Annotated in this window: 23 protein-coding genes and 1 tRNA gene; 8 read left to right on the top strand and 16 right to left on the bottom strand. The window is 58.9% G+C overall.

All coding sequences use genetic code 11. From position 1 onward, the window contains the following. The first annotated feature begins 14 nt into the window (after positions 1 to 14). Positions 15 to 91 (top strand) — tRNA-Met (locus tag FHX08_RS17155). A gap of 233 nt (positions 92 to 324) precedes the next feature. On the opposite strand, the gene FHX08_RS17150 is transcribed toward FHX08_RS17155, so the two are convergent. Continuing rightward, positions 325 to 780, bottom strand: coding sequence for a carboxymuconolactone decarboxylase family protein (locus FHX08_RS17150; RefSeq protein ID WP_095433221.1), 456 nt, complete (start codon positions 778 to 780; stop codon positions 325 to 327). Positions 781 to 1,000: 220 nt separating this feature from the next. Between FHX08_RS17150 and FHX08_RS17145 the strand changes: the two genes are divergently transcribed. Then, positions 1,001 to 1,888 carry a sigma-70 family RNA polymerase sigma factor gene (locus FHX08_RS17145; RefSeq protein ID WP_184327383.1) on the top strand — a complete coding sequence of 296 codons (888 nt, stop codon included), beginning with the start codon at positions 1,001 to 1,003 and terminating at the stop codon, positions 1,886 to 1,888. A 57-nt stretch (positions 1,889 to 1,945) separates the two neighbouring features. Here the strand turns inward: FHX08_RS17145 and tnpC are convergent, their stop codons facing one another. The 3 genes from tnpC to tnpA form a co-directional block, all read right to left on the bottom strand. Further along, complete coding sequence (gene tnpC / locus FHX08_RS17140) at positions 1,946 to 3,478, bottom strand: IS66 family transposase (protein WP_184327341.1); 1,533 nt, start codon at positions 3,476 to 3,478, stop codon at positions 1,946 to 1,948. A gap of 71 nt (positions 3,479 to 3,549) precedes the next feature. Further along, complete coding sequence (tnpB, locus tag FHX08_RS17135; protein WP_095433219.1) at positions 3,550 to 3,906, bottom strand: IS66 family insertion sequence element accessory protein TnpB; 357 nt, start codon at positions 3,904 to 3,906, stop codon at positions 3,550 to 3,552. Continuing rightward, a complete protein-coding gene (gene tnpA / locus FHX08_RS17130) occupies positions 3,903 to 4,352 on the bottom strand; it encodes an IS66-like element accessory protein TnpA (RefSeq protein WP_158225400.1) in 450 nt (149 codons plus the stop codon). The genes tnpB and tnpA overlap by 4 nt, the downstream gene beginning before the upstream one ends. On the opposite strand from tnpA, the gene FHX08_RS17125 reads away from it, so the two are divergent. Then, positions 4,353 to 4,970 carry a hypothetical protein gene (locus FHX08_RS17125; protein ID WP_184327386.1) on the top strand — a complete coding sequence of 206 codons (618 nt, stop codon included), beginning with the start codon at positions 4,353 to 4,355 and terminating at the stop codon, positions 4,968 to 4,970. Between the two features lie 277 nt (positions 4,971 to 5,247). Here the strand turns inward: FHX08_RS17125 and FHX08_RS17120 are convergent, their stop codons facing one another. The 12 genes from FHX08_RS17120 to FHX08_RS17065 all read right to left on the bottom strand — a co-directional run bounded on the left by FHX08_RS17120 (position 5,248) and on the right by FHX08_RS17065 (position 17,423). Further along, positions 5,248 to 5,394, bottom strand: a complete 147-nt coding sequence (locus FHX08_RS17120; protein ID WP_165911868.1) for a hypothetical protein — start codon at positions 5,392 to 5,394, stop codon at positions 5,248 to 5,250. Between the two features lie 6 nt (positions 5,395 to 5,400). Then, positions 5,401 to 5,739 (bottom strand): hypothetical protein, encoded by a 339-nt coding sequence (locus FHX08_RS17115; RefSeq protein ID WP_184327340.1) that lies wholly within the window; start codon positions 5,737 to 5,739, stop codon positions 5,401 to 5,403. Then, positions 5,736 to 6,080, bottom strand: coding sequence for a hypothetical protein (locus tag FHX08_RS17110; RefSeq protein WP_132653186.1), 345 nt, complete (start codon positions 6,078 to 6,080; stop codon positions 5,736 to 5,738). The genes FHX08_RS17115 and FHX08_RS17110 overlap by 4 nt, the downstream gene beginning before the upstream one ends. A gap of 1 nt (position 6,081) precedes the next feature. Continuing rightward, positions 6,082 to 7,299 carry an Nramp family divalent metal transporter gene (locus tag FHX08_RS17105; RefSeq protein WP_132653185.1) on the bottom strand — a complete coding sequence of 406 codons (1,218 nt, stop codon included), beginning with the start codon at positions 7,297 to 7,299 and terminating at the stop codon, positions 6,082 to 6,084. 685 nt (positions 7,300 to 7,984) lie between these two features. After that, on the bottom strand, positions 7,985 to 8,749 hold the full coding sequence (locus tag FHX08_RS17100; RefSeq protein WP_132653184.1) for a TIGR04290 family methyltransferase: 765 nt from the start codon (positions 8,747 to 8,749) through the stop codon (positions 7,985 to 7,987). 20 nt (positions 8,750 to 8,769) lie between these two features. Then, on the bottom strand, positions 8,770 to 9,846 hold the full coding sequence (locus tag FHX08_RS17095) for a UDP-glucuronic acid decarboxylase family protein (protein WP_132653183.1): 1,077 nt from the start codon (positions 9,844 to 9,846) through the stop codon (positions 8,770 to 8,772). Between the two features lie 10 nt (positions 9,847 to 9,856). Continuing rightward, positions 9,857 to 10,966: a glycosyltransferase gene (locus tag FHX08_RS17090; RefSeq protein WP_132653182.1), complete on the bottom strand. Its 1,110-nt coding sequence runs from the start codon at positions 10,964 to 10,966 to the stop codon at positions 9,857 to 9,859. After that, positions 10,963 to 12,051 (bottom strand): glycosyltransferase, encoded by a 1,089-nt coding sequence (locus FHX08_RS17085; protein ID WP_132653181.1) that lies wholly within the window; start codon positions 12,049 to 12,051, stop codon positions 10,963 to 10,965. Before FHX08_RS17085 ends, FHX08_RS17090 begins: the two co-directional genes overlap by 4 nt. Further along, positions 12,048 to 13,178 (bottom strand): glycosyltransferase, encoded by a 1,131-nt coding sequence (locus FHX08_RS17080; RefSeq protein WP_132653180.1) that lies wholly within the window; start codon positions 13,176 to 13,178, stop codon positions 12,048 to 12,050. Before FHX08_RS17080 ends, FHX08_RS17085 begins: the two co-directional genes overlap by 4 nt. Next, the gene (locus FHX08_RS17075; protein WP_132653246.1) at positions 13,175 to 14,254 is read right to left on the bottom strand and encodes a glycosyltransferase; all 1,080 of its coding nucleotides are present in this window, start codon (positions 14,252 to 14,254) and stop codon (positions 13,175 to 13,177) included. The genes FHX08_RS17080 and FHX08_RS17075 overlap by 4 nt, the downstream gene beginning before the upstream one ends. Positions 14,255 to 14,277: 23 nt before the next feature. Continuing rightward, positions 14,278 to 16,320 (bottom strand): NAD-dependent epimerase/dehydratase family protein, encoded by a 2,043-nt coding sequence (locus FHX08_RS17070; RefSeq protein ID WP_132653179.1) that lies wholly within the window; start codon positions 16,318 to 16,320, stop codon positions 14,278 to 14,280. After that, on the bottom strand, positions 16,317 to 17,423 hold the full coding sequence (locus tag FHX08_RS17065) for an NAD-dependent epimerase/dehydratase family protein (protein WP_132653178.1): 1,107 nt from the start codon (positions 17,421 to 17,423) through the stop codon (positions 16,317 to 16,319). Before FHX08_RS17065 ends, FHX08_RS17070 begins: the two co-directional genes overlap by 4 nt. Positions 17,424 to 17,689: 266 nt before the next feature. On the opposite strand from FHX08_RS17065, the gene FHX08_RS17060 reads away from it, so the two are divergent. The 5 genes from FHX08_RS17060 to FHX08_RS17040 all read left to right on the top strand — a co-directional run bounded on the left by FHX08_RS17060 (position 17,690) and on the right by FHX08_RS17040 (position 23,294). After that, entirely contained in the window at positions 17,690 to 18,679 is a 990-nt protein-coding gene (locus FHX08_RS17060) for a zinc-binding dehydrogenase (RefSeq protein WP_132653177.1), read from the top strand. Next, positions 18,676 to 19,713: a Gfo/Idh/MocA family protein gene (locus tag FHX08_RS17055; RefSeq protein WP_132653176.1), complete on the top strand. Its 1,038-nt coding sequence runs from the start codon at positions 18,676 to 18,678 to the stop codon at positions 19,711 to 19,713. Before FHX08_RS17060 ends, FHX08_RS17055 begins: the two co-directional genes overlap by 4 nt. Positions 19,714 to 19,825: 112 nt before the next feature. Next, on the top strand, positions 19,826 to 20,068 hold the full coding sequence (locus FHX08_RS17050; protein WP_245508252.1) for a helix-hairpin-helix domain-containing protein: 243 nt from the start codon (positions 19,826 to 19,828) through the stop codon (positions 20,066 to 20,068). A gap of 33 nt (positions 20,069 to 20,101) precedes the next feature. Further along, positions 20,102 to 20,662, top strand: a complete 561-nt coding sequence (locus FHX08_RS17045; protein WP_132653175.1) for a DUF1003 domain-containing protein — start codon at positions 20,102 to 20,104, stop codon at positions 20,660 to 20,662. Between the two features lie 232 nt (positions 20,663 to 20,894). Continuing rightward, positions 20,895 to 23,294 (top strand): FdhF/YdeP family oxidoreductase, encoded by a 2,400-nt coding sequence (locus FHX08_RS17040; RefSeq protein WP_132653174.1) that lies wholly within the window; start codon positions 20,895 to 20,897, stop codon positions 23,292 to 23,294. Positions 23,295 to 23,297 lie beyond the last annotated feature (3 nt).

The following is a 23,297-nucleotide window of genomic DNA, read 5'->3' as shown; positions in this document are numbered from 1 at the left end:
CGTCGCCTGGATAACGCGGGGTGGAGCAGCCCGGTAGCTCGTCAGGCTCATAACCTGAAGGCCGCAGGTTCAAATCCTGCCCCCGCAACCAAACCGTAAGCGGTGTTTTCCTCCCACATTGACTAAGCGCGAAAGATCGTACCGATTATCATCGCTGCTTGATTGATGGCATGAATGCACCGACCGGGACGAGCCTTTGTGCGTTGATGAAGGAGCTGTTCCACCCCATCCCGGTCGTAAAGCTGCAAGCAAGCGGGGCCTGCAAGCAACCGATTCATAAGCACAGTGGTGCCGTCGTGGCTAAGCAACAGCGCCAGCGCGTTTTCAGGGCTGCGCCTTCACCGGAAGTCGGAATGGCGCGCCTAGACGGTTGAAGGCGTTCATAGCTGCAATCGTGATTGTAAGGTCTACCAAATCCTTAGGCTCGAAAACTGCCGAGACAGCAGCATAGGCTCGGTCAGAAGCATGTGTCTCGCTGACAAGCGTCACCTCCTCGGCCCAGGCCAGCGCCGCGCGGTACTGTTCGGAGAAAAGATACGGCACCTCTTCCCATACCGGGACCAGAGCGACCTTGTCGGCTGCCATGGTCTTCAGCAGATCGCGGGTGTGCAGGTCGATACAATGTGCGCAGCCGTTGATCTGCGATACGCGCAGGAACACGAGATGGATAAGTTCCTCAGGCAAATTCGTGTTGTGTGTGACGTAGTGATGGACGCCGAAAAGGGCCTTGGCTCCAGCGGGTGCTACCTCGTACCAGTTGAGGCGCGTTGTCTCATTCATGATGGTCTCCTGTGAGTTGCGCCAACAGCCGGCGCTGCTCGAGTGACGACGCGGCGATGGGAGGCGTGACATCTCGACCTGATTTTATTTTGGCATGTGCCATGTCACACTTGCACGAACTCGCTCGTCCACGAGTCAAGCGAGCGAGTGCGAGGAAAGTGGCATGTGGCACAACGGCAGGAACGCAACGAATCGGTCTCATGACATCCGCGAGGGGGTGATGGCCAATGAAGCGAGCGCTGATGTGCCGCTTAGCGACCAAAGAACCGTAGAATTCGAACTGGATCGCAAACGCTTGCTGCGTCTGAGCTACCGGATGCTAGGGTCGATCACGGAGGCGGAAGATGTCGTGCAGGATGCGTGGTTGCGTTGGGTACGCGTTGAAGACGAAGTCCGTACTCCGACCGCCTATCTCACTCGCATCGTCACCCGACTATGCCTTGATCGGATGAAGTCGGCGCGAGCGCGCCGCGAGATCTATGTCGGCCCATGGCTACCAGAGCCTTTGGTCGAGCCTCTTGATGCGCAAGAAGCCATTGCTGACGATGTCACTGTGACGCTGATGTTAGCGTTGGAGCGACTTTCGCCGCTAGAACGAGCGGCCTTCCTGCTCCACGAAGTGTTCGACGTGGCGCTGACCGAGGTCGCGGTCGTGCTTCATCGTGAACCTGCCACCGTTCGGCAACTTGCTTCTCGCGCACGCAAGAATGTTCAGAATGCACGACCACGATACAGCGTCGGGGCGGCAGAGGCTGATGGAATTGCGCGCGCTTTTTTTGCGGCTTCGCGTGACGGCGATGTCACCGCGCTTTCGGCGTTGCTTGCGCGCGATGTCGAGATACATAGCGACGGCGGCGGCAAGGTGCTGGCGTTCCGAGAAGTCATCCGCGGCTTGGAACGTGCACTGCGACTCTTCGTTTCCGCTCAGCGAAAGGCCGCGACTCCGCCCACCTTGCTGCGAACCGCAACTATTGACGGCCTGCCCGGGTATGTAAGCCTTGATTCAAATGGTGGGCTGCAAACAACAGCTCTCGGCATTCGCGACGGTAAGATTTTCGCGATCTATATCGTCAAAAACCCGAATAAGCTGACGCATATTGACGTTTAAGATCGCCGCTGCGGCCTTCGAGCGTCCGTCCGCACAGCATTCATCTAAGCGGTATTCTCAGGCCACGGTCTTGGTTTCTGGCTGGTCGGCGAAGGCCCAAGGCAACAGGTCGTCGAGCTGACTATTCGGGTGGCCATTGACGATTTTGGTGATGACGTCGGCCAGATAGGCAAGTGGCTCAACGTCATTGAGCTTGGCCGTTTCGATGAGCGAGGCGATCGTTGCCCAGTGTTCGGCCCCGGCGTCGGAGCCTGCGAACAAGGCATTCTTCCGATTGAGGGCGATCGGCCTGATGGAACGCTCGACAGTGTTGGAGTCGATCTCGATGCGACCGTCATCGATGAAACGGGTCAACCCGTCCCAGCGTGAGAGCGTATAGCGGATGGCTTCGGCGAGCTTGGTCTTCTGGCTGATGAGGGAGAGTTGTTTGGTCAGCCAAGGCGCAAGACTGTCGATGATCGGACGGCTCGTTTCCTGTCGGACGGCGCGGCGTTCCTCATGGGTGATGCCGCGGATATCGTCCTCGATTTTGTAGAGTTCGGCGATACGCCTGAGCGCTTCGCTGGCAATGGGTGCAGGACCGGCGGCCGACAGCTCATAGAAGCGCCGGCGCACATGGCTCCAGCAGAACGCCAGAGACACGCTGTTGCCGGCGGCGAGCGCGCGATAGCCCACGTACCCGTCCACCTGCAGGACACCGACGAATCCATCAAGATGCGCCATCGGGCGTTCGCTCTTGCGATCGGGCGCATAGACATAAATGACGCCGGGCGGATCGGCTCCCTGCCATGGCCTGTCGTCGCGAGCATAGGCCCAAAGCTGCCCAGTCTTCGTCTTTCCCCGACCCGGGTCGAGCACTGGAGCGGTCGTCTCGTCGGCGAAGAGCTTGGACGAGGCCTTCAGATGCTCGAGCAGCCTTTGGTGAACCGGGCGCAGATGCCAGGCGGCTCGACCGACCCAGTCAGCGAGTGTTGAACGGTCGAGATCGATCCCCTGTCGCTTGTAAATTTGCGCTTGCCTGTAGAGCGGTAAGTGGTCGGCATATTTAGAGACAAGCACCTGGGCAACGGTCGCCTCGGTCGGAATGCCACCCTCGATCAGCCGCGTGGGAGCTGGAGCCTGGACGACGACTTCCTCACAGGCGCGGCAAGCGTATTTGGGGCGGCGCGTCACCAGAACGCGGAACTGGGCCGGCACGATGTCGAGCTTCTCGCTGACGTCCTCGCCGATCCGGTGCAGGCCGTTGCCGCAGCAGGGGCAGTCATGGCTCTCGATGTCGATGACCACATCGATGCGCGGCAGATGGGCAGGAAGTGAGCCGCGGTTTATCCGCCGTCTTGCGACCCGCTCCCGGTGCAGATCACTGGATGCATGCTCCTTCTCCTCCAGACCGTCCGTCTCGACCTGTTCGGCTTCTTCGAGCCCAAGGAGAAGCTGATCCTCCGGAAGCGTCTCGGCTCTGCGGCCGAAGCGGTGGCGCTGCAATTCCTTGATGATCTGGCGCAGCCGGGCATTCTCCGCCTCGCGCGAAAGCACCATGGCTCTGAGCGCGTTCAGGTCGTCCGGAAGCTCGTCGGCCGTCATCGTCATGGAGCGACAACAGCATAAACCGGCGACCAAAACGAGGGCGTGGGTGAGCCTGATTCAATTGGTCGCATTGGCTATCCAGCCTTCTCCGGGGCGCGCGTCTCGATGGGCGCATGAACGCGCTTCCAATCCAGCCCCTCGAACAATGCCGAGAACTGAGCGGCCGTCAGGCGCATCGCACCATCCTGCATCTTGGGCCAATGGAACTCTCCATCCTCAAGGCGTTTGGACACAAGGCACACCCCGCTGCCATCCCAGAAAACCAGCTTGATCCGGTCCGCGCGCTTGGCCCGGAACACGTAGATCGTGCCGGAGAACGGGTCAGCACCCATCTCGGCCTTTACCAGCGCAGCTAGGCCCTCCGCGCCTTTGCGGAAATCGACAGGCCGGGTGGCGACCATGACCTTTACCGCTCCCGACGGCCCGATCACGACTGTGCCTTCACGGCTTGAATGACGGCGGCAATCGTGGCCGCGTCCGCTCCGGATGCGATCCTGACGAGCGTCCCGCCGATCTCCAATTCGATTGCGCCGCTGCTCGACTTCTTTCTCGATGCACGGGCCGGTTCAGGCTCTTTCGCCACAGGCTTCGTCGGCACATCCAGGATCGCCGGCGCAAACATTGGAACATCCTCGACATCAGGTACAGTGTCCAGCGGCTTCCGGGCGAGCCGACGCCAGGTGAACAATTGCTGCGGGGTCAATCCATGACGCCGCGCCACGGAGCAGACCGTCACTCCCGGCTCATAACTCTCCGCGACGATCTGCGCCTTACGCTCGTCGCCCCACTCGCGCCGCCGGCCGCTGCCTGTGAAAACCTCGAACCGCCGCACCGGCTCTTCATCGCTGGATGTAAGCGTAAGCTGTGAAATCGACATATGTCCAAGCCCTTGTTCGGGGCTCAACATCGTCAATCACGCACTGATCCGGAAGGTGCGGTCAAAACACCGCTTACACCAAACCCTGCCCTGCAAAAACACAGCGCCCTCCGCTTATCGCTGACGGAAAAGCTGCGCTTGCCCGCCGATGGTAGCTCCTCCTCCGCACACGTCAGACCCACGCATGACCGCAATTGCTGCTTATGCGATGAGATCAACAACGGAACGGAGCCATTGGTCGACGCCCGTTTTCGGCGATGCGGCCTGGAAGATGCGCTGGCATCGGCGACTAAGACAGGCGACGTGAGTCCGGCTGTGCTGGCCGCCAACGCAAATCTTGAAGCTGCGGTTCATCGAGCTTTAGATTTTGCCCCGGGTGGCGAATACCAGGACCTTGAGCTGATCGACATCGCGGACACCCTGTCGGTAGAGTTCGATCGTGATTGCCGCGCTTCTGGATGTCTGAGCGTCATCGTCGGCAAGCTGAAATTCCGCTTTCACGGCTTCCAAGACTTGCTGGCAGACAGCAAGATCTTGCGAGGTCATCGGCCGGTCGCGTTCAGTGATTTTGCGCTCATTCATCGATTTCTCCACGCGCGAAATCAGCATCGATCATAGGTCGAAACCGATGGTTTTCCAAGCATGTCCGGTTCACCAGATGAAGGCGGGCCAGAAAATGTCAGAGTTGGAGAAGGATGCCGGGCTTACGGAATGGGCGAGCCTCCTCCTGTCGAGTCTGCAGTTCAGCGGAAGCAAAACTAGCAGGCAAGTTCCCGTCGGCCATCGGACTAAGGTCCGATCAGGTTCCCGTTTGATTCGATGATGGAACGGACGTGGCTGGCGAAGGTCATGCCAGTGGCATGGCGATAGTGACGTTGCACCGGACGGTGCTCATTCAATCGATATCGCCTTCGATGGCGTCGCTACGGATGATGACGCCGGCGCGCCAGGCATCCTGCGAAACCTTCGTATCGTCATAGCGTACGAATACCCAGATCAGCCCCGAAAGCCAGATACAGCCACCTGGACGCTTGCGCTCCAAAGCGTTTTAACGCGCCGACTGGGGAGTTGCGGACGAGCGACGAGGCGGCTTCAACTGCTGCGGATCACAAAGCAACCTTGGTGAAGCTGCATTCGAAAGATCCAGTTGCTCCCAGGGAACAGCCAGTCCTTCACCTGAGCGAAGCCCGGCAGCTCCGAGGACTGCGCGGGCGAACGAAGAGGAAGCCAGGCGCTCAAGAAGCGCAAAGGTTCCGACGTGGTATTCGACGATGAAGAGTTCGTCGCCATGCGCTTCTGCGACGACTTCCTCGATGCGTCCCACCACCTCGTTGCCCGGTCCTAACACCCGTGCGCCCAGCAGATCCTGGAGAAATAGCTCACTCATGACAGCCCGCCTGGAATCCACCCTAAAATCCTTCGACGAAGCCACTGCTGCCAACGCTCCAGCGGCAGTTCCTGGCGATCGACATCGATGGTTATGTCGACGCCAACGTCGGCGACATGAGACCAGGCGATCCGATATCCGCGGCCTCGATCCCGAGCGAGCGTTCGAAGACCAACGCCTTTCAACAGCCGTCTGGCAAGCGTCGACCACCCGAGCTCGATCGCTACGACTTTCGGCTGCCCGTGCTCGTTAAGGTGTAGAATGATCCCATCTGCCCTGCCGACGCGAACCTCTGCCTGGTCGACGAGTTGCTTGTCTAGAACATCTCGCACGAGATGCATGTCAGCCTCCCCAGATTTGCAGCGGTACGGTGACGATCGCAAGCGTGAAGGCCAGCCCGATGATGAACAGGACGACCACATTACCTATCCAGCCGTTCGTATGGTCGCCAACGAAGGTTTCATCGTTCATCAGGAACAGAAATGGTATGACTCCGAGAGGAAGGCTCATGGCGGTAATTGCCATCGAGAAGATGGTGACCTGCAAGGGATCGAGACCAGCGGCGATGGGAATGACGGCGATAACGATGGCGACCGTATAGACGAGACTGAAGGCGGGATTGGTTTTCGGTTTTGCGTCCTCGGACCAGTTCCAGCCAAATCCCTGAGCGGTAATATAGGCCTGGGCGAGGCTCAGCTCCAAAGCGGCCCCGAAACAAGTGATCAGAAGCGAAAGGGAAAAGATGTAAATACCCCAGGTGCCAAGAGCTGGGGTCAAGATCATCGCGATCTGCTCGTAGCTTTCTATGTTCTCGATGCCGCGAGCAGGGTAGACCATGGCCGCAAGCACGATGATGGCAACCGACAGCGCGCCTCCAAACGCCATGCCGAATGTTGCGGTGATCTTGTTTATTCCAAAATACGATTTGTCCCATTTCTCTTCAATGGCGCCGGCCGAATAGAAGAAGAATAGATAGTTGGAGATCGTGGCGCCGAGGATGCTGACTGCGATGAATGCGTAATGCGATGCGTCCTTGTCGGGAAGAGTTGGCAATGCGCCCTTTGCCACTTCTTTCCATGGCGGCCCCATAACGAACATGGCGACCACGAACGAGAGCGCGATCAATCCGAGCGCCGACACTCCCTTCTCGATCGTTCCGAACGTGCCGCGCCATAACAGCAGCCATGTGGCGAAGGCGACCGGCAATGCCCACCATTGAAAACTCCATCCAGTCAGAAACTGAAGCGCAAGGGCAACACCACCAATCTCGGCCGCCAACACCATGATACTGACGATGGACATCACGACGATCACGAGGATGAAAAAATTCGAACCGAACCGGTCCCGGATGCCGTCTGCGATCGTATGATGACTGGCGATGGCGAACCGTCCAGACATTTCGACGAGAAAGATTAGACACCCCGTGCCGAGGATGACAGCCCAGATGAGGCTGAAGCCGTACGCCGCCCCTGCCTGGGCGGAGGTCGCAATCGACCCGGTCTCAAGAAAACCGCCTACGCTGGTGACGACCCCAAGCGAGACCTCGAGTAATTTCTTCATAGCATCCCCGTTGGGATCAAGATCGTTCTGCATCCGCCTGAAGGCCGAGACGACGCGCGTTCCTTGAAGCGACTGGCGAAGAGTAACGCAAATCTCGGCCCGCTGTTCCTCTGGCCACTGTTTCGCCAAAAGAAGGAAACGGAGGTTCGGCGCATTCACGGCAGAACGAGAACCGACATAGCTCCCGGTAGGATGGTGGCGATCTCGTCAACCGTGCGTCCGACTCCTATCCGTCGCGTCTCGGATGCGCTGTGCTGAGACACGCCGTCAAGCGTCGCCGCGACATCTCTTAGCGTCCTGTGTAAGGTCTTATGGCCGTCACGCAGAGGCATTTCTTTGAGCGGTGCCGAGATGTTGAGGAGTGGGTTTTCACCACTTCCTCAGCTTGCCGCAATTTTTACTCCCCATCCCAGCTGAATCGGACGTCGCGAAAGATCGACCGAGTTTCTGCGTCACGCTGATTTGGCATTGGCTGCGGACATAGCGAGTTGCGCCAATTTCTTGTCATCCGAAACGTGACCACCGTTGAGGACCTCACAAACGAGCCAATGAAAGATTTTATGGTCAGTCGGAGGCCTGAGCGACAGAGAAGTCTTTTTTGAACCACGCAGCGCCTGGCGTTAACGCTGATCGGCTGCGCCCCGGATATGGCGTCCATACCGCAAAAGATCGAAGATATCGTCGTCTATCGTGTTGCAAATGAAGGCGGCGGTTCGACCGCATAATGTCGTTGGCCCCGGCGGCACAGATAGACCTCGCGTTCCGGATGGTCGTCGATTCGGAAGCCGGCACTGCGCAGCATTGCCTCGACGGCCGCCTGGTTGGGGATGAACCAGTTGGTGGGATCGGACGCATAGCGTTGCTCTACGAAGAAAAGCTTTGGATATTCAGGCTTATCGAAGATGCTCCATTCGGAAAAGTCGTAGTCCTCTTCGAGATCGGGAATGCGCTCGTCACCGCGCTGGAGGCACTGAAACAGCATCATGTCGCCGACAGCGTGTTCATAGAGAAGATCCAGCGCCAGCAGTGGGTGGCGCAGGTGATAGAGCACGCCCATGAAGATCACCAGGTCGAATTTCTCACCCAGCCGGCCGACATCATAGACCGACATCTGCCTGAACTCGATTTCCATTTCAGCCTGCTCAGCAGCAAAGCGCGCCTGCTTCAGGTAGTGGGGATCTGAATCGATACCGACCACGCGGGCGGCGTTACGCCGCTTCATCTCAAGCGCATAGAAACCTGCATTGCAGCCGACATCGAGCACGCTGAGACCTCCAAGGTCGGTCGGAAGCACATGCCGAAAACCGTTCCACTTGAAGGCCGGATAATCTCCGAGGAAATGATCGGGGGCGGTCATGTGGCCGTCGATGTTCAAATTCTGAAACCATGGCCCGAGTTCCTCAATCCGTCTTTGTAGATCCTGATGTTCTGTTGGGCGTGCTGCATCCATGTCGGTTCTCCTTCATCACCTTACGGCGCGGTCCTCTGTTGGCAGGCGTCGAGCGAGGTGCGTCCGGCTTTTGAACGCGGCGGCAATCTCGAGCGACGTTGGGCCTTTGAGCTATCGAAGCGCCCGTCAGGACGGATCGAGGCCGTGAACCAATCGGCTGTCAGGCGAAGACCTTCGGCAAGCGGAATCATCGGCTGCCAGCCGAGCAGTTCTTTCGCCCGCGAGATGTCCGGTCTTCTGCGCTGGGGATCGTCTTGCGGCAGCGGCTTGTGGACGATAGTCGATGTCGATGGCACAATGCTCATGACCAGGTTGACAAGCTGGTTGATCGTAAATTCGCCGGGGTTGCCGAGATTGACCGGAACGCCGGGATTGGGATCAACATCCATCAACGCCATCAGGCCCGCGACGAGATCGCTGACGAAGCAGAAGGAGCGCGTCTGGTTACCGCTTCCGTAAATCGTAAGCGGCGCGCCGGAGAGGGTTTGCACGAGGAGATTGGAGATGATCCTCCCGTCGCTCGGCTGCATGCGCGGTCCATAGGTGTTGAATATGCGGGCAATGCGTGCATCCGCCCTGCCGGCCCGAAGCATGTCGAAGCACAGGGCCTCCGCTGCCCGTTTGCCTTCGTCGTAGCAGGCGCGGGGACCGGTACAATTAACATTGCCGCGATAATCCTCAGTTTGTGGATGCTCCACCGGATCGCCATAGACTTCGCTTGTCGACGCTTGCAGGAAAGAGGCGTGATATTGTTCGGCCAGCGAAAGCAGATTGCCAGTACCTGCAACGCAGGTCATCATCGTATGCACCGGGTCTGCTTGATACTGCGGCGGTGAAGCTGCGCAGGCCAGGTTATAGATCTGGTCTACAGTCTCGTTGAGACTCTTCAGATGACAAATGTCCTTCTCGATCAAACGGAATTTCGGATGATTGATCAGCGGCCGGACATTGTCCTCCGATCCGGTGATATAGCTGTCGACGCAGATCACACGGTCACCGCGTGCCAGCAGCGCGTCGCATAGATGCGAGCCGACGAAACCAGCTCCTCCGGCGACAAGTACAGTCTTCACTCTTCCGTTTCGAGTCCTTTGCAGCATTATGCCTCTCCTAGGCTGAAATGGGTTGAGGGGTGGGTCGGATTCCGGCTTCTGGCAGTCCTTGAAGCGCGGCGGCGAACTCGTAGGCCCGCCTCTCGCCGGTGTGGCCTTGCATCACGGTCGCCCTTGCAGCCGATGCCAATGTGAACCGATCCGCTGCGGGGATCGTCGTCAAGGCTTTAACCACGTCGTCCGATCGCCGAGCGATGATGATCGCCTGGCCCTCGGCAAAAAAATCGTTGAGCCCGCGCCAATCGTCACTGACAATCGGTGTGCCACAGGCTGCGGCCTCGAACAGCCGGACGCTTGGCGACCAGCCGGCTGCGATCATGTCGCTTCGGGTAACGTTCAGTGTAAAACGCTGCCGGCTATAGAAACTCGCATGATCGGCGGGAGGCAGGTGCTCGATCCGTTCGACGTTTGATGGCCACACGATGTCTTCAGGATATTGAGGGCCGGCGACCGCGAAGCTGAGATGCGGCAGCCGCCTGGCAGGCTCGATCAGGAGCCGCTCCAAGGTTGCCTGGCGGTCGGGGCTATAGGTACCGAGATAGCCGAGGTCCCAACGGAAAGCTTCGCCGGTTGCTCGGTATCGGCTGGCATCGACGGAGCAATAGAGAGCCAGTGCCTTGCGCGCGCCGTAGTCGCGTTCGATCCTGCCTAAAGCGTCTCCGCCTGAAAACGAGAAGTAGCTGTCGAAAAGCGGGATTTGTCGGCGGGCCAGATATTCCTCGTCGCCACGGGCGAGCTTGGCCAATGTGACCGGCGTGTCGATATCATAGAAACAAAGTCGTTGTGGCTGAAGGGCCGCAATCCTGTCGATGACTGTCACGCCGGATGGGACGTATGATCCCACGATCACGGCGTCCGCCGCTTTGATCAGGCCAGCATGGATTTCAATCATTTCGTCAATGTCGTTGTAGTGGATGAGCTGGCAGAAGTCGGGATTGGGCAGGTCGCGGTGCGACGCGTACCAGGGCATATCCCGCTCCAGGAACCATACCCTGTGTCCCTGTACGCTCAATCCGCGGATGAGGGCGCGATAAGTCGTAGCGTGACCGTTGCCCCAGGATGACGACAGGGACAGGCCGAGGATGACGATATTGAGCGATCCGGTCATTCGGCCGCCTCCGGCCGTGCGGCACCTACACGGAAGATGGCATCGACGGTCGCGGCGCGATGCGCATAGGTATGCCCGTCAAGCACGCGTCTCAGCGCTTGCTGTCCTATCTCCTTGGCCCGCTGGCTTGTGAGGCCAGCGAGAAGTTCGGCGACATCGTGGCCGTCACGTGCCACTAGTATTTCGTCACCGGGCTTGAGAAAAAGATCAATGCCGTCCCAGTGGTCAGTAATTAAGCAGGCACCTGCGCCGGCAGCCTCGAAGATCCGTGTTGCCGGCGAAAAACCGTTTTCCGCCATGCTTGACCGCGAAATGTTGAGCACCGCCTTCGGTGTTGCGTTGAAGGCATTGTGATCGCGGGTCGAGACATGGCCGATATAGACGATGTTCGAAGACAGCGGCTTGTTGCTCCAGCCCGAACCACCGAGCAAAAACCTTTGCTGCGGCAAGTGGGCGGCCGGCTCCAGAAAGAACTGCTCGACTCGTGTTTCCCGATCGGGCAGGCGGTTGCCGAGAAAAGCGAGCTCTGCAGCAAAGCGAGCCTCTTTTTCGACCGGGTGATGGGTTTCGGGATCAAGCGCGTTATAGATCGGTATGCAATCCGCCGCCCCAAGGCTGCGATAGGCGTCGATTACAGGATCGCCGCCACCATAGGTGAGGACTAGATCGATCTTTGCCAACGATCTGCGAAGCGGATGGTCGGGGCTCTGTCGCAGCTCGGAAAGCGTTGCCGGCGCATCCACGTCCCAAAAAATCTTCAAGGCGCCTTGCCTGGCATGGCGAAGGATCTCCTGGAGAAGGAGATCGTCCTCAAAACCCACACCGCTTGTTTTGACGACGATGTCGGCATCGACTGCTGCTGCCGTCGCCGCCTTCAGTGCCTCGGTAGTGCCTTGATAGACGACAACCTTGCACCATTCCGGTGGATCGATGTCGCGATTCTTTTGTCGGTCATAGACGTCGGGTTCGTAGAAGGTGATGTCGTAACCCTTTTGCGCTAATGCGCGCAACAACCCGCGGTAGTAGGTTGCGGCACCGTTCCAATAGGCTGAAAGCAGGCTGGATCCGTAAAATGCGATCTTCATTCGGCGGCCTCCTTTGCAGGCAGCTGGCTGACGACGCGTGCGGTGCCGCATCGTTCCAGAATGGTGAATAGTTCATCGATACGATGCCGGCAGGTGTGTCTCGACCGGATTGTTTCGAGACCGGACGCGATAAGGGCAGCCGAAAGATCATCGTCGGCCAGCACATCGCGCAGCAGGCGCGTCATCTCCTGGCCGTTTTCGGCGACGAGATAGTCTCTGCCTGGCCTGAAAAGTGCCTCAACGTCGTCCCAAGGCGCACAGATCAGCGGAATGCCGCAGGCAAGAGCCTCGAAAACACGAATCGTCGGAATGCCAGGAAGGTTTTCGACGTAGGGCCGTCGTGGAATATGCATCGTGACTCTGTGGCTGGCGAAAGCGAGCGGCACCTCAGCATTGGCGATCCAGCCCCCATACGCGATACCTGCGTCCTGCAGGGCGTCGAGCGCCCGCCGAGGGTAGCGTACGCCGCGCACAGTCGTTTTGAGCGCGAGATCACGAGCCGGGCGGACGAGGAATTCCGCAATCTCAGAGGAGCGCTCGTCGTCGCCCCAATTGCCGATCCAGATGAGATCACCTGTCGTTGCGACCTCCGGTCGCGGGCAAAACAATGCCTCGTCAGCAGCCTCATGCCAGGTGAAGACCGACCTGCCCCAGCCGGCCTGCAGGTAGCGCCGCCGCAGCGTTTCACCGAAGGCGAGCACACCATCGTAATCCTCGAGCGTCAGTCCAGCGATATCGCCCTTTGCGGAGACGGCGCGGTGATGCGTGTCATGGAACAACAGTGTAAAGCCGGCGCCATTGCGCCGCGCGCGACCGATCCGCTCCACAAGCGCCGGTTCAGTCCACTCGTGAACGATGACGACATCGGCGTTGGCGATAGCTGCATCGTGGTCGAATTGTTCTCCGTAGATTTGCGACTGTAGCTGCGGGAACGTACTGTGGAATTTTTCGATCGCCTGCAGCCCTTGATCGCTCAGAAGATTACATCGGCTCCACGAGTTCTCGGGTTCCAGCGCCAGCGCCTCGTGATGCCTCCGGGTCAGCTCCCGCATCACGCCACGCAGAAAATGCGCGTTGCCATGGTTCCAGTCGGAAACCAGCGAATGGGTGTAGAACAGAAATCTCATGATTGCTCCGCCGCCGCGAGGTTGAAGGTGCGATCCATCAGATGCACGTAAGTGTCGAGCATCGATGCCGCCTGCCGTTTCAGATTGAACCCCCGCGCCCGCGCCCGCGATTTTGCCACCAGCTCTTCCCGCAGCTGCGCGTCGCCGCTGAGCTGTGCGCAGGCAGATGCTAAGGATTTCGGATCATAAGGATCGAAAAACAGCGCGCATCCATCCCATAGCTCCCGATAGGTGGGAATATCCGACAGCACCAATGCAGCGCCGCATCGCGCGGCCTCCAGAGCGGTCAGGCCGAACGGCTCGTAGACGGATGGCGACACGACGATTTGTGCGCATTGCATCAAGGCAACGGCCTTGGAATATGGCAGTGGCCCAAGGTCGTCGGCGTTGCTGAATTGCAGTCTCTGGCCATTGGGGCCCACGCAGGAGCCCGCCATGACGACGGGCAGTGACATCATTGCAGCCGCCTTGTCGAGCACCGCACCGTTTTTGCCTTCGTCCCACCAGCGTCCGGCTGCGAAAGCGAAGATCTTCTTTGAATGCGGTTCGGCCTCGACGCTGCTGGCGTTATGAACCACCTTGAGCCGGGAGACCGGACCATAGGCCGCTCGTAGTGCATTCGCATGACTTTCGCTCGGCGAGAGCACGGCATCTGCGCGATCGAAGCCTTCCCGGTTCACATCGCGCTGCCAGGCCCAGCCCGGCGGCACCGGCGTTCCGCGCACGGCGGCAAACCATGTGACGACGCAGGAATGGGAAACCACGACGATGGGCAGCGGCGTATCGATCCCTGCTGCCTGCGACGGCAAGTTGAGGTGGAGCAGACCGACAGCGTTGTCTCTGGCGATCCGAGCGATTTCTTCTGAAACGCCGGCTATCTCAGCCCTGCCCGTGGCCATCCAGTCGAGAGGAGCATCAAGCCACACGAGTTTTCCCAGCGCCTTCGCCTCACTAACCTGTGTCTCCGACGGTACGGGACCAAGACCGACAAAGACGATGTCCACTCCTTCGCACCGAAGACCGGCCGCGAGATCCATAGCGTAGCGCCAGACTCCTCCGACCGAATCGACGGTCATCAATATTCGGATGTGCCGATCGATCATGCCGAAACCTTTCGATCGTGGCGTAGAACAGGCCGGCCCCCGAAACGGTTCTCGATAAGCCATTCCGCCAGGTGTTGCAGGCCGCTCTTCCAGCCGACACGCGCACTCCAGCCCAGCGCGCTTTCCAATCTGCGTGTGTCTGCGACGAAGAAATATTGGTCTCCGGCCCGCCAGTCGCCAAACGAGGTCTCGATTGGACGCCCCAGCAACCGGCCGATCTCGCGAAGGACCTCCAGAATACTGACGGCGTTTGCCGGGCCACCTCCAAGATTGAAGGCGCTGCCTCTGATCCTTTCGATGCCGTCGCGCAAAGCGCGATAGGCGGCAACCGCATCCGCGACGTGAAGAATATCGCGAACTTGCTTGCCGTCGCCGTAGATTGAAACAGGCTCGCCCGCCAGCGCCCGGATGAGGAAGTGCGCAACCCAGCCCTGGTCTTCGGTACCGAACTGGCGTGGACCGAAGATACAGCTCATACGCAGCACGGCCGTAGGAATATCGAAGGATTTCGCATAGTCCAGCACATACTGATCGGCCACGCCCTTGGAGCAGCCATAGGGAGTGCAGAAATCGAGCGGCCGGTCTTCGCCGATACCAAACGCCCGGATAGTATCATCCATTGGCATATAGCGATCCTCGAACTCGTGCATTGCAAGGTCCTCAAGCCCGCCATAGACCTTGTTGGTACTGGCAAAGATCACGGGCGCGCGGCGTCCCGCTTTCCGTACCGATTCCAGAACATTGATCGTACCCCTTGCGTTCGCCTCGAAATCGTCGACTGGATGAATGAGGCTCGTCGTGACCGCGGTCTGGGCGGCGAAATGAAACACTGCCTTGGCATCGGCAAATGCTGCGTCGATGCTTCTGGCGTCTCGCACGTCGGCAAGCACCGGATGCACCCTTGTCCCATGCCGTTCCATCAGCCAGCCGAGGTTCTGATCGACGCCGGATCGCCCGAGATTGTCGAGAACAACCACGTCTTCACCGTCCTGAAGATAGCTGTCGGCGAGATTGGAGCCGATGAAGCCGCAGCCTCCGGTAATCACGATCGGGGCTGCTCCCTTGGCGAGGTTAGGAGCTGCGAGCCGCGCGACCTGCTTCAGCCGGTCAACGCCGCCTTCCATCAATAGCCGTGCAAGCAGCTTGGGCTGGTTATCATCGGTGACAGCTCCGAGGTGATAGTGCCGAGGATCGAACCACAGGCCTTCCTGCACCGCAACATCCGGCGGTACATCGCGCCAGGAATACCAATACATCCGCTCAGCCGGCACGCTCAGAGCATTCACGAAACGCCGTGCCTGTTCCATCTCGTCATTGCGCCAGGTCGAGTAACCGGTTTCGGTAATCCAGATCTCGGCATCGCCATTGAAACGGTCGATAATCTTTCGCGTCTCGCCGAGATGCATGTCCCAGCCGCCCCAAGTGCCTTCCTCGCTGTCCCATGTACCGGGGAATCCGTGGAAGCCGACGGCATCGACGACGCCAAGAACGCCGCGCTCGCCCATCAGGTTAAGCCAATAGGGATCAAATGGGCACGGGCCACCGAGCACGGGTTTCCAGCCGCGATGTTTGGCCCAATAGGCGGCGCCCCCGACCATCTCGCAGAAGAGCAGGAAGTCCTTATCCTCTCGCCAGTCCCAGTCGAGCAGATTGTTGGGCTCGTTCCACAATTCGATATGGCTGAAATACCGGCCGTACCGGGTGAGCACATGATCGACGAAATCAGCATATGATTTGAGATCGGCCGGTGCACCCGAAGACCGCCCCGTCCGGGATAAGGATGGCGGCGTATAGTGAATGCATGGGAGGAGATCGATGTCGCGCCCGAGCTTCGGGATCAGCCAATCGAACCAGGCCTCGCCACCGGGCGCAAGATATTCGGCCCATGAAAGATGAGTGCGCAGATAGCTTGCGCCGCTCAATCTGACGTCTGCAATCGTCTGCAAGGTCCGCTCGTGTTCGCCGGGACGGAACCACTCCACGAATCCATAGGATTTTTGAGACCCATAGGTTTTGGCGGTCAATCCGGACATGGTCATGACACCAGCCCTCTTTCTTCCAACTGCCGTTTCATCTCCGCTCCGCGATCAATCGCTCCGGCATTTCTCGCCCAGTCGGCGAAAGGTCCCAGAGAGTTTTCCAGTCTGAAGCGCGGCTCGAAACCAAGCAGCTCTCGCGCCTTGGAAATGTCTGCAAAGCAGTTGCGGATATCGCCCGACCGCGCCTTGTGCATGATCTCGGGCCGTATCTCCGGCACCCCCATGGCTTCGGCAAGAAGCGTCGCTACTTCAGCGATCGTGTAGGCTTGGCCGCTGCCGATGTTGATCACATGCCTTGACGCATTGGGTTTTTCGAGTGCGAGACGGAAGGCGCGGGCCACATCGCGTACGTGCACGAAGTCTCGCCTCTGCTCACCGTCCTCGAAGATCATCGGCGGCTGGCCGTTGGCAAGCCTGGAGGCAAAGTTCGCCAGCACACCGGTGTAGGGATTGGACAACGCCTGACCGGCGCCGAACACGTTGAAGAGGCGCAGTGCCACTGCATCGACTTCGTAGGCATCCCCGAAGATCAGAACCTGTTTTTCCTGCGCGTATTTGGTCAGAGCGTAGATCGAGGCGAGATCGACAGGTTTCTCCTCGTCCGTGGCGACGGGTCTTAAAGTCTTGCCGTCACCGCCGAGCAGATCCCATTGGCCGGCCTTGATGCGATCACTCCTGCGCCTAACCAGCTCGAGGACGGTGCCGTCTGCGGTCTGATAACGGCCCTCGCCATAGACGCTCATCGACGAAGCGACGACGATGCGTTTTGGCCGGCGGCTGATCATCGCTTCCAGAAGAACAGCTGTGCCGAGATCATTGGTGCCGACATATCGGGCAATCTCATACATGGACTGTCCGACGCCAACCTCTGCGGCAAGATGGATGACGCCATCGACGCCCGAAAGCGCCTGCTCGACCGTATTCTTGTCCCTGATGTCGCCGCGCAAGAGCTCGGCAGCCTCGGGCAACGATGCTTCGGCATCGCCGTGAACCTGGTCGATCAATGCGTCGAGGACCCGCACGCCAAAGCCGTTTTCGAGAAGTTCCTCGACGACATGCCTTCCGATGAAGCCGCAGCCGCCAGTCACAAGGATCATCGCCATTAGATTTCCGTCCGCTCAGGTTGAAGATGATCTGCCGAACGAAGCTCGGCGGAGATTGTTCCTGGTTCAATGACATCTTCTTTGACATGTTCTTTGACATCATCCGGAACATTCGGCGGCGTCTTTGGTTAGACGGCCAATTCTTCGGCGAAATATTCCTCGAAGATTTGAGGGCGTAAGGTCATCAAGGCGGATGGCCGGAGCGGGGCGTATGTCCCGCAGCAACGACGCCGCCACTGACAATGTTCCAACCGGAGGAGCAATTCATGAATATGTTGCCGAGAGCGTCCGAGGGACGGATTCGGGCGGCCATCATTACTGGCCCGGGGAAGATCTCCGTGGAGGAGAGGCCCTTCCCTCAGCCTGGACCGGGGCAGGTGAGGATCAGGCTCGAAGGCTCGGGCGTATGCGCCTCCAATCTCGGGCCTTGGGCAGGGCCGGAATGGATGACCTTTCCAACAGAGCCCGGCGCCCTCGGTCACGAAGGCTGGGGGAGGGTCGACGCGCTTGGGCCTGGGGTGTCGACCTTTGGCTTAGGAGACCGGGTCGCCGCGCTTTCATACCATGCCTATGCCACCCACGACATTGCCGATGTCGAGATGCTCGTTCCATTGCCATCGGCCCTCGACGACCAGCCATTCCCAGGCGAACCACTCGGATGTGCGATCAACATATTCAGGCGTAGCGGCATCGGGCCGGGTCAAACGGTCGCTATCATCGGGATTGGATTTCTCGGCGCCCTGCTGACACAGCTTGCCAGCGGCGTTGGCGCGCGCGTCATTGCAATCTCTCGCCGTCCGTTTTCGCTGGAGGTCGCCAAGCAGATGGGCGCCGCAGAAACTCTTGCGATGGACGATCACTGGCGGATCATCGAGGCTGTAAAACAACTGACCAGCGGTGCTTTCTGCCATTGCGTCATAGAGGCGGTCGGCAAGCAATGGCCGCTTGACCTAGCCGGCGAATTGACTGCGGAGCGTGGCCGGCTGGTTGTGGCAGGATACCATCAGGATGGCCCCAGGCAAGTCAACATGCAGCTCTGGAACTGGCGCGGGCTCGACGTGATCAATGCCCATGAACGCGACCCGAAGATCTATATCTCTGGTATGCGTGAGGCGGTCGAAGCGGTCGTAGCCGGCAGGCTCGATCCGTCACGGCTTTATACGCACGTCTATCCGCTCGAAGGCCTGGGCGAGGCGCTCGATGCCACCCGCGATAGGCCCGATGGCTTTCTCAAAGCAGTGGTGATGCATAAATGAATACGATGATGGAAAAGCGCTCCATTCAGACGAACGTGAAGCCCGCCAGGCTCGGCTTTCTCGGTGTCGGCTGGATCGGCAGGAACCGAATGGCAGCGATCCTCCGGTCAAATTCGGCAGTAGCTGTCGCCATCGCCGATCCCTCTGAGGAGAGGGCGCATGAAGCACTTAGCCTTGCCCCTGACGCGAAAATCGTCGCCGATCTCGACGCGCTCTTAGCGCACGATCTCGATGGTGTCGTTATTGCTACTCCGAGCGCTCTGCACGCAGAGCAGTCGATCCGAGCCCTGCAGAGCAGCGTTGCGGTGTTCTGCCAGAAGCCGCTCGGCCGGTCCGCGGCGGAGGCGGCGGCGGTTGTGGCCGCCGCTAGGTCAGCCGGCAGGCTGTTGGGCGTCGATTTATCCTATCGTTATACCGAGGGGATGCAGTGCATCCGCAATCTGATCAAGCATGGAGAGCTCGGCAAGGTTTTCGCCGCCGATCTCGTTTTTCACAACGCCTATGGCCCTGACAAATCCTGGTTCTACGACAAATCGCTATCCGGCGGGGGATGCGTGATTGACCTCGGCATCCATCTCATCGACATGGCACTCTGGTGTCTCGATTTTCCTCAAGTGGCTGAGACCACCAGTACTTTGATGAAAGCGGGGGAGCTTATCGATAAGCTGGAAGATGTTGAAGATTTCGCGGTCGCTACGCTCACGTTGGCAAATGGTGCTGTCATCCGGCTTACGTGCTCCTGGCGACTGCATGCAGGGTCCGATGCTGTAATCAGCGCCGACTTCTTCGGAACAGCAGGGGGCGCATCGTTCAAGAACGTTAACGGATCATTCTACGACTTCGCCGCTCAGCGTTTACGCGGCACTGCCAGCGAAAGCCTTGTTCAGCCGCCCGATGATTGGGGAGGGCGGGCGGCGGTGGACTGGGCGGCGCGCCTTGCCGGCGGTCAGACCTACGATCCAGCCTGCGAACGGCTTGTCGACCTCGCAGAAGTTATCGAGGGTATTTACGGGAGCGTGAAATTTTCGCCATGACGCTGGTTGTTTGGCCCGATCTGACAGAATTGTTTGATGTCATCGGTGAAACGACTGGAACCGCCAGGCCTTCTGCCGGTTTTGGCGATCGCAATTCATTTGCGGGATCAACATGGCCTCTCGACCAGCAAGGACGACGTCGAAGCCGCGGGCAGCCTCGAGCGACATGCTCGCCCGCAGTAAGATTCCTGTCTGGATCGTAAGGGCGCTTCTTTCCAATGGCGTCAAGCGGGTCAGTAAACTGGCGGCGATGACCGACGACGAACTTCTGGCAATTCCGGGTATCGGCAAGCGGGCGGTTGAACTCATTCGGTCGGCTGTTGGCGCCTTCGATAGCGGAAGAAGCAAGAGGTAAACGGCCAGAATTGCGCAATAACGGAAGCATTCAATGTCATCGACAATATCCGATCGGCAGATAAGTAGGACTGCCAAGCAGCTCGACCGCAACATTGAGGCCCTGCTAAAGCGGCGGGAGCAAGAGGCGCGACAATCGACCATGCAGGAGCGGGCGGCAGATGCCATTACTCGTTTTGCGGGATCCTTGGCCTTCGTCTACCTGCACCTGTTGATATTCGGGCTCTGGATCATCGCCAATCTCGGCCTGCTCCCTTTGGTGCCCGCCTTCGACCCATCGCTGGTCATTCTCGCCATGGTCGCGTCTGTCGAAGCCATCTTCATTTCAACATTCGTACTGATCAGTCAAAATCGCATGGCGGAGGCCGATGACAAGCGCTCCGATCTTAATTTGCAGATCTGCCTTCTTGCTGAGCATGAGGTGACGAAGCTGTTGACCCTTGTTGCGGCCATTGCCGACAAACTCGACGTCGAAATCGAAACGAAAGCCGAGCTTGAGGAATTGAAAGAGGAGGTGACACCGGAAGCGGTACTGGACGAAATCGAGGAGAAAGTACAGCGGCGAGGAGCCAGAAAGCCACCGCCAACACAATGACGCCGTGACCTTGTCTTGGCATCCACCTCACTGGAGAAAAATATTGGTTGCCTCGAGCCGTGTCAGCTCGATCGCGGAACAACCTGCCTTTTCCGGAGTTTGACAGCAGCATTACTCGTCGCACCACGTCGTGCGTCAAAAGTATTCCAGTCGGTAATCGATCTTCTTGGCGGATTAGCAGATGCGCCAGGGTGTCCGTCGAGATCCTAGATAACGCCCGGGACGTTTCATTATGACGCCAAAACCCAGAAAAAAACCGAAGATCGGCTTTGATAGCGGACCAGTGGGTGGGTGGGGTTCAGCAAAATCGGTGGGAGAAATTCTTATCCGCGAACATATTCCGGTCTCTGGTCCTGCGCTGCTGTCACATCAGAACAAGCCAGACGGATATATGTGCGTCAGCTGCGCCTGGGCCAAACCGGCAAAGCCTCATCCGCTGGAGTTCTGCGAAAACGGTGCCAAGGCGACGATATGGGAGACGACGAGCCGACGTGCGGATCGCGCCTTCTTCGCGGCGCACTCCCTGACGGAGCTGGAAGGCTGGCGCGACCACGATTTGGAAGAGCAGGGGCGTCTGACCCATCCGATGCGATGGGATGAGGCAACGGACAAATATGTTCCGGTCTCCTGGCAATCCGCATTCGAAGAAATCGGCCGCGAACTGCGTGGAATTCCGCCGGAGAAGGTAGAGTTTTATACTTCTGGCCGCGCCTCGCTCGAAACCTCATACATGTATCAGCTTTTCGCTCGTATCTTCGGCAGCAATAACCTGCCGGACTCTTCCAACATGTGTCACGAGAGTTCATCCGTCGCGCTGCCGGAAAGCATTGGTGCTTCCGTCGGTACGGCGGTCCTCTCTGATTTTCAAAACTGCGATTGCATTTTCTACCTCGGACAAAATGTCGGAACGTCGTCGCCGCGACTACTGCACGACCTTCAGGACGCGGTTGATCGCGGCGTGAGGATTGTCACGTTCAATCCGCTCAGAGAACCAGGTCTCGAACGCTTCATCAATCCGCAAGCGCCGAGCCAGATGCTGACCGGCAAGGAAACGCCGATTTCCAGCGAATATTATCAGGTCAGGAACGGCGGAGACATCGCGGCGCTCTTCGGCGTCTGCAAAGCGCTGATAGAAGCCGACGATGCCCTGCATAAGCCCGGCTTCAGCAAAGTGTCGGGTTCCGACGCAGAGCCGGACGATCCTGCCAATGCGGCCGCTGTGGCCTTCGCTGCCTCGATCCGGGCGGCTGACAGAAAACATGTCCTCGATCATGATTTCATCGCCGAACACACATCCGGATTCGAAGAGTTCGCTGCCGCCGTCAGAGGCCATGGATGGCAGGAGCTGGAGAAGGTATCTGGACTTACGCGTGAGCAGATGACTCAGGCTGCCCGCACCTATGCCGCATCTGACGCGGTTCTCATGGTCTACGGGATGGGATTGACCCAGCATGTCATGGGTGTCCAGAACGTTCAGATGGTGGTCAATCTCGCCTTGCTCCGAGGCAATATCGGCAAACCGGGCGCCAACATCTGTGCTGTGAGAGGCCACTCCAACGTACAGGGCCAGAGAACGGTCGGCATCACCGAAAAACCTGATCTTGTGCCGTTGGATAAGCTAGCGGAGCTCTATCATTTCGATCCCCCTCGCTGGAAGGGCCATGGCACCGTGGATGTGTGCAAGGCCATATGCGACGGCGAAAGTCGGGCCTTCATCAGCCTTGGCGGCAATTTTCTGCGCGCTGCGCCCGACACGGCGGCATTGGAAGCGGCGTGGCGAAAGCTGCGCCTGACCGTGCAGATTGCCACCAAGCTCAACCGGAGCCACGTCATCCACGGTGAGATCGCTTACCTGCTGCCATGTCTTGGCCGGTTGGAGATCGACAAGCAGGCGAGCGGCCCGCAGGCGGTCTCGATCGAAAGCTCGGTGGCGCATTTCCACGGCTCGCGCGGCAGGGCAGCACCTGCCAGTCCCGAACTGCTGTCGGAACCCGCCATTATCGCCGGGCTGGCCAAGGCGACATTAGCCGAAAGCAGCGTGCCCTGGGATCGCTGGGTCGCAGACTATTCCGAAATCCGCGACGCAATAGAGCGGACATATCCGGAAACCTTCAAGGGGTTCAATCAGCGGCTCTTTCAGCCGGGCGGTATCCCCAGGCCGCTGCCAGCCAGGGAACGCCGATGGGTGACACCGAACGGCAAAGCCAACTTCATCACGCCGCCACGCCTGTTTCCGCAGTTCGGAATTGTCGAGGATGAAAGTGTTCTCCATCTTGCGACCTTGCGGTCAAACGATCAGTTCAACACCACGATCTACGGTTATAGTGATCGCTTCCGCGGCGTCGATGGTACTCGCCGAGTCGTCTTTCTGAATGCCGCCGACATCGCCCGTCTAGGCTTCGTCGACGGAGATCGCGTCGATCTGTCGACCGCGATCGAACCGGAGACGAAACGGATGATCTTGGGCTTCCGGATTGTCGCTTATGACATTCCGAAAGGATGTTGCGCAGCCTATTATCCCGAAGCGAACCCGCTATTCCCGCTCAGCCACCATGACGAAAAGGCAAAAACGCCAGCGTACAAGTTATTGCCAGTGCGCCTCAGCCGATCCGAGACGGCACCGCTCGAGTGAATG

The sequence above is a fragment of the Rhizobium sp. BK529 genome (assembly GCF_014194105.1).
Taxonomy (GTDB): domain Bacteria; phylum Pseudomonadota; class Alphaproteobacteria; order Rhizobiales; family Rhizobiaceae; genus Rhizobium.
The sequence above is the reverse complement of the archived record's forward strand: the minus strand, read 5'-3'. Positions and strand labels throughout refer to the sequence as shown.

Bases quoted from the DNA above. Each gene is read 5' to 3' on its own strand.
- FHX08_RS17085 (WP_132653181.1), bottom strand. From the start codon at position 12,051: ATGAAGATCGCATTTTACGGATCCAGCCTGCTTTCAGCCTATTGGAAC.
- FHX08_RS17080 (WP_132653180.1), bottom strand. From the start codon at position 13,178: ATGAGATTTCTGTTCTACACCCATTCGCTGGTTTCCGACTGGAACCAT.
- tnpA (WP_158225400.1), bottom strand. From the start codon at position 4,352: ATGTCGATTTCACAGCTTACGCTTACATCCAGCGATGAAGAGCCGGTG.
- FHX08_RS17055 (WP_132653176.1), top strand. From the start codon at position 18,676: ATGAATACGATGATGGAAAAGCGCTCCATTCAGACGAACGTGAAGCCC.
- FHX08_RS17090 (WP_132653182.1), bottom strand. From the start codon at position 10,966: ATGACCGGATCGCTCAATATCGTCATCCTCGGCCTGTCCCTGTCGTCA.
- FHX08_RS17115 (WP_184327340.1), bottom strand. From the start codon at position 5,739: ATGAGTGAGCTATTTCTCCAGGATCTGCTGGGCGCACGGGTGTTAGGA.
- FHX08_RS17100 (WP_132653184.1), bottom strand. From the start codon at position 8,749: ATGGATGCAGCACGCCCAACAGAACATCAGGATCTACAAAGACGGATT.
- FHX08_RS17045 (WP_132653175.1), top strand. From the start codon at position 20,102: ATGTCATCGACAATATCCGATCGGCAGATAAGTAGGACTGCCAAGCAG.
- FHX08_RS17150 (WP_095433221.1), bottom strand. From the start codon at position 780: ATGAATGAGACAACGCGCCTCAACTGGTACGAGGTAGCACCCGCTGGA.
- FHX08_RS17040 (WP_132653174.1), top strand. From the start codon at position 20,895: ATGACGCCAAAACCCAGAAAAAAACCGAAGATCGGCTTTGATAGCGGA.
- FHX08_RS17110 (WP_132653186.1), bottom strand. From the start codon at position 6,080: ATGCATCTCGTGCGAGATGTTCTAGACAAGCAACTCGTCGACCAGGCA.
- FHX08_RS17060 (WP_132653177.1), top strand. From the start codon at position 17,690: ATGAATATGTTGCCGAGAGCGTCCGAGGGACGGATTCGGGCGGCCATC.
- tnpC (WP_184327341.1), bottom strand. From the start codon at position 3,478: ATGACGATGACGGCCGACGAGCTTCCGGACGACCTGAACGCGCTCAGA.
- FHX08_RS17145 (WP_184327383.1), top strand. From the start codon at position 1,001: ATGGCCAATGAAGCGAGCGCTGATGTGCCGCTTAGCGACCAAAGAACC.
- FHX08_RS17105 (WP_132653185.1), bottom strand. From the start codon at position 7,299: ATGAAGAAATTACTCGAGGTCTCGCTTGGGGTCGTCACCAGCGTAGGC.
- FHX08_RS17070 (WP_132653179.1), bottom strand. From the start codon at position 16,320: ATGACCATGTCCGGATTGACCGCCAAAACCTATGGGTCTCAAAAATCC.
- FHX08_RS17125 (WP_184327386.1), top strand. From the start codon at position 4,353: ATGTCCAAGCCCTTGTTCGGGGCTCAACATCGTCAATCACGCACTGAT.
- FHX08_RS17050 (WP_245508252.1), top strand. From the start codon at position 19,826: ATGGCCTCTCGACCAGCAAGGACGACGTCGAAGCCGCGGGCAGCCTCG.
- FHX08_RS17095 (WP_132653183.1), bottom strand. From the start codon at position 9,846: ATGCTGCAAAGGACTCGAAACGGAAGAGTGAAGACTGTACTTGTCGCC.
- FHX08_RS17065 (WP_132653178.1), bottom strand. From the start codon at position 17,423: ATGGCGATGATCCTTGTGACTGGCGGCTGCGGCTTCATCGGAAGGCAT.
- FHX08_RS17075 (WP_132653246.1), bottom strand. From the start codon at position 14,254: ATGACCGTCGATTCGGTCGGAGGAGTCTGGCGCTACGCTATGGATCTC.